General features: G+C 32.9%; 4 protein-coding genes. All 4 read right to left on the bottom strand.

Annotation, left to right across the window (positions count from 1 at the left end; all coding sequences use genetic code 11):
- Nucleotides 1-61: 61 nt before the first annotated feature.
- The 4 genes from pduA to HMPREF9129_RS01730 are packed head-to-tail and all read right to left on the bottom strand — an operon-like array spanning nt 62 to nt 4,655.
- Entirely contained in the window at nt 62-343 is a 282-nt protein-coding gene (gene pduA / locus HMPREF9129_RS01745) for a propanediol utilization microcompartment protein PduA (protein WP_004819684.1), read from the bottom strand.
- A gap of 34 nt (nt 344-377) precedes the next feature.
- Nucleotides 378-1,154, bottom strand: a complete 777-nt coding sequence (pduB, locus tag HMPREF9129_RS01740; RefSeq protein WP_040552427.1) for a propanediol utilization microcompartment protein PduB — start codon at nt 1,152-1,154, stop codon at nt 378-380.
- A gap of 11 nt (nt 1,155-1,165) precedes the next feature.
- Entirely contained in the window at nt 1,166-2,083 is a 918-nt protein-coding gene (locus HMPREF9129_RS01735; protein WP_004819681.1) for a glycyl-radical enzyme activating protein, read from the bottom strand.
- Between the two features lie 22 nt (nt 2,084-2,105).
- A complete protein-coding gene (locus HMPREF9129_RS01730) occupies nt 2,106-4,655 on the bottom strand; it encodes a glycyl radical protein (RefSeq protein WP_004819676.1) in 2,550 nt (849 codons plus the stop codon).
- Nucleotides 4,656-4,938: the final 283 nt, after the last annotated feature.

Below are 4,938 nucleotides of genomic sequence, written 5' to 3'. Positions count from 1 at the left end.
ATTCAATACTTTAACTCATAGCAATATTAACTAAAGAAAATAAATAACATTTAAAAACAATTTATTTGCCAAAGTTTGGAATAATTTTTTCTGTATCTGTATGTGGTCTTGGTATTACATGAACAGATATTACTTCACCTATGGCTCTCGCTGAAGCTGCTCCAGCATCTGTAGCCGCTTTAACTGCACCTACATCTCCTCTCACCATTACTGTTACTAAGCCCGATCCTATCTTTTCATATCCAACTAATGTAACATTAGCAGCTTTTACCATGGCATCTGCCGCTTCTATAGCTCCTACCAAACCTTTAGTTTCTACCATTCCTAATGCATCTGAATTCATAATTTCCTCCTTATTCTAATAACTATTCTAAAATTTATATATATGGTGTTGTTGTAGATTTAGGTTCAACATCTAATGAGCCTAATAATTTCTTACCTACCTCTATGGCTGCCCTTACCGATTGTCTAACGGCGCCTGAATCGCCTGTAAAAGTCAATATTGTTTCATTTGAATATGAAGTCCCCTCTGCCGGTGATGCATATCCTACCACCTCAACATTTGCAGCCTTAACTGCTACATCCGCTAATACTGTACCTATAGCGGCAGGAGCTCCTATTACCATTCCAAAACTTTTTCCTATTGGTGTACCAAAAGCCTTTTCTAAACAATAACTTGCTCTTGCTGTATATTGAAATTCAAGATGTCCAGCTTCATTTGAATATACATCTCCGAAATACTTAGGAAGAACATCCAATGCTATTTCAACTGCACGTCTTGCATCTGAAACATCTTCTGCCCCTATGTATATTAGAACACCATGTCCTGCTCCACCCTTTGTATCCCTTGGTAATTCTACAGAAATGACCTCAGTATTAGTCGCTTTTACAGCATCATCTACTGCCATTATTTGAGGTCCTGCCCCTGTTCTTGAGCCAATTATTCCTATTGATTTATACTTACCTAATTTCATTGTTTCAGTTAATAAAGGATCTACGCTTGCAATAACTAGACCTATAGTATCACCTATGGCTGTTCCAACAAATTCGGTTACTCCTATATCACGATCTCCTGAACATTTTTCTTTGTTATCATTTATGTTCAATTCTTCAGAAACTTGACCCATGATTTTCTCTAACATTTCTCTATCCATTTCTACCTCCATTAGCCTCCTATTTCACACTTATAACCGAACTCTTCAACTATGTTTTTTAATTTATCCACATATTCTTCGTTTAATTTTTTAGTTTTTGAAAGCTGATAGTCTCTTCCTAAAAGATAATATTTGCTCTCTCCAAAATTATGATATGGCAGAATGTGTATCTCATTTACATTTTCTAATGTCTTAACAAATTTTATTATGTCTGTAAATTCTTTAATATCACTGTTCACTCCTGGTATTAAGGGAATTCTAATAACTGTATTTGTCATTTCTTGTATAATTTTTGCATTTTTCTTTATTAATGTATTGTCTACTTTTGTAAATTTTTTATGAATTTCGGAATTATTTGCCTTTATATCCAACAAAACTAAATCTACATACCTCAGAATATCTTTTATAACATTTTCTGAAACATAGCCTTCTGTCTCTATAGTAGTATGCCATCCCCTTGACTTTGCAGCTTTTAATAATTCCTTTGTAAATTCAGGTTGCATTAATGCTTCTCCTCCCGACAGTGTTATTCCTCCATTAGATTTTAAATAATAAGATTCATCTTTTTTCAATTCACTTATTACTTCTTCAACACTCATCAGTTTACCTTTTACAACTAATGCACCTGCCGGACAAACATTCACACACTCTCCACAAACTACACATTTTTTTCTATCTATCCAATTTTCATTTTGGGGTCCTATAGCTTCATTTTTACAAACCTTTACACAATTCCCGCAATTTATGCACAATATTTTTCTATACATTAATTCTTTTTCATACGTTTGTGACTCAGGATTTGAACACCAAACACATCTAAGTGGACACCCTTTTAGGAAGACTATAGTTCTTATACCTGGTCCATCATTTATAGAATATCTCTGTATATCAAAAACCATGCCCTCTTTACTGTAATCTATCGCTTCCATAGTCTCCCCCTAAGAAATATATTTACATCATATGTTCTGTTCTACTTATGATATCGTCTTGAACTTCTTTCGCTAAAGTAATGAAATGAGCTGAATAACCTGCCACTCTTACCAATAAATCTTTATTTGCTGCAGGATCTTTTTGTGCATCAAGTAATGTTTGTTTATTTACTACATTAAATTGAACATGGCTTCCTTTATGATCAAAATAAGTTCTTATTATCGAAGCAAAATTTTGTAATCCTTTTTCACCTTCTACAGCCTTAGGTGAAAATTTTTGATTGTAAAGAGTTCCGTTAGAAGCTTGAGCATGTGGTAATTTTGCAACAGAATTTGCCGCCGCTGTAGGACCATTGACGTCTTTACCTTGTCTTGGTGATACTCCATCAGCTAAAGGCTTCTTTGCAAGTCTTCCATCAGGTAAAGCTCCTACATCTTTCCCGAACAATACATTTGCTGATACCGGATAAATTCCTGCTTGGAACTGTCCTCCTCTTGGATTTACATACTTGTCAACTTCATTACAATAGATTTTTGCACATCTTATCGCAAATTCATCACATTTTTCATTATCATTTCCAAAGCTATCTGTATTTTCAAGAATTTTTTGAATAGTTTTAAATCTTCCTGTTGTTTCTTCACAAGAACATCCACAGCTTGTATTAATATTTCCTTCATTTAATTTCTTTTCCAAGATATCTAAATCTACGGATCCTGTACTTGCTAAAATATTTTTAACAGCTTCATAAATTTCATTTTCAGACATTTCTCCAGTTGTTTTTTCACAAGAACCCGGCATTATTGAATCTGTGAAGCCAAAATTTACTTCTAATGCTTCTTTTAATTCTTCCAAAGTTATTTTTTTATCTTCAAAAACGTTTTTATATATTGCATATAGAGAATCCCCTGAATCAGCCACACCAAAAGCTTGAGGTCCTGTAAAGTTATATAGCGCTCCTCCTTCTTGAGCAGCTTTTCCTCTCTTTATACAATCATCAACTAACGCTGACATAAACGGCAATTTTGCTCTTTCCATATGTGCATAATCTACACAGTTGTCTGCCTCAGCAAGTAATTTTACAAAATATTCCATTTGTTTTTGATATGCACAAAAGATATCTTCTATTGACTTCATATCAGTGAGCTCACCCGTTTTCGGACCCAATTGTAACCCATTACAACGTCCATTATTCAATGTTATTTCCAAAACTTTTGCTATATTAAAGAAAGCTGCATCGTGCCAACCTTCAGTTCTATGTGCTGCCTGAGGTTCTACACATCCTATAATTGCATAATCTCTTGCATCTTCTAACGATACTCCTCTTGCAACTAATCCTAAAATAATTACCTCATCATTATAAAATGCAGGTACTCCATATCCTAATCTTGAAACTTCACATGATCTTAATAAAAATTCTTGAGGCGTATTTTGGTGAATTCTTACAGAGAAAGATGGTGCCGGTAATGCAACATGTGCTACAGCTTCCATACACATATATGAGATTTCATTAGTTACATCTTTACCTTCTGAATCTTGTCCTCCTACGCAAAGATTTTGGAATGCTTGATATCCTGCAAATGCTTGTGAAGAAACATCGTCTCTAGCCTTATTAATATCATTAAGTTTTACAAAAACACAATCTATTAATTCTTGAGCAAATTCAGGATCTATATTATCATTCTTATAGAAAGGATACATATATTGATCAAATCTTCCTGGTGAAACAGAATGTCCATTTGACTCTATTTGAACTAAAATTTGAACAAACCAGAAAGATTGACATGCTTCATAAAAATTAGTTGCCCCATACTCCGGAACTTTTTGACAGTTTTCAGCAATTTTCAGCAACTCTTGTCTTCTGATAGGATTTGTTTCAACAGATGCCATCTCCCTTGCTTTTTCTGCATATCTGTGCGCAAAATTTATTGCTGCTGTATAAGAAATTATTACAGCTTTATAAAATTGAGTTTTTTGAATACTTTCAGGATCATTAGGATCTAAATCATTCATAGCTTTTATAGAATCTTCAATTATCCCTCTAAATCCTCTTTTTAGTATTTTTTCATAGCCAACATTTACGTGTCCCACACCACCATAAAAATAGTTTCCTACTGTAAAGATACCATTAGCTATACAATCTTTTGTTTCTTTACTCATAAGTGATTCAGCCAGAGCAGAAGTAGTTTTCCCTTTCCAATATTTAAACTCTTCATGTAATATTTTTTGAGTTTCTTTAGGGATTTCAAATCTATCTGTCATTCTTGTACTCATCGTATCAAATTCTTTTTCAACCCAATCATACGAGAACTCCGGACAAAGTCCTGTTGATCTTGGAGATACCGTTATAGCCCCTACTATTAATTCATCATCACGAATTGTCACAGGTAAATTATTGAAAATTTTTTCTACTGCTTTAGCACGTCTTAATATATTAGGCATTCCTTCTGTTTCTTTATAAGACTCAGTAATCAAAACTACTCTGTCTGCTTCAACTTGAGGTTTAGCATCAATTATTACTTGTCTTAATCTCTTAACTCTTTCTGTAGGATTTGAAAAACCTTTTTCTATCATTCGAATATCCTCCTTTTTACTGATAGTTTTATGTAGCGACAAACCTTAAACTTGATAATTCTTGTATCAGTTTTCATTAATTTTACACAATAATTTAAGCTTTTCGAGAATAGTTATAAGACTTTTTTATGGTAAAATTAAAACTTATTTAAAAATTAATATCATCAATATAATTGTTATTTTTTAATTGTGTAAAATATAAAACTATATTATGCTCTTTCAAAACCTTTTCATATAATTTATTGCATTAGTTTTAATAAAGTATATAATAATCGTTAACTAA

Source organism: Peptoniphilus indolicus ATCC 29427 (genome assembly GCF_000227315.1).
GTDB lineage: Bacteria > Bacillota > Clostridia > Tissierellales > Peptoniphilaceae > Peptoniphilus > Peptoniphilus indolicus.
Note: the sequence above shows the minus strand (reverse complement) of the source record. Positions and strands in the feature narration are given on the sequence as shown.

Excerpts from the sequence above, each read along its gene's own strand:
- HMPREF9129_RS01735 (WP_004819681.1), bottom strand. The coding sequence starts at position 2,083 with ATGGAAGCGATAGATTACAGTAAAGAGGGCATGGTTTTTGATATACAG.
- pduA (WP_004819684.1), bottom strand. The coding sequence starts at position 343 with ATGAATTCAGATGCATTAGGAATGGTAGAAACTAAAGGTTTGGTAGGA.
- HMPREF9129_RS01730 (WP_004819676.1), bottom strand. The coding sequence starts at position 4,655 with ATGATAGAAAAAGGTTTTTCAAATCCTACAGAAAGAGTTAAGAGATTA.
- pduB (WP_040552427.1), bottom strand. The coding sequence starts at position 1,154 with ATGGATAGAGAAATGTTAGAGAAAATCATGGGTCAAGTTTCTGAAGAA.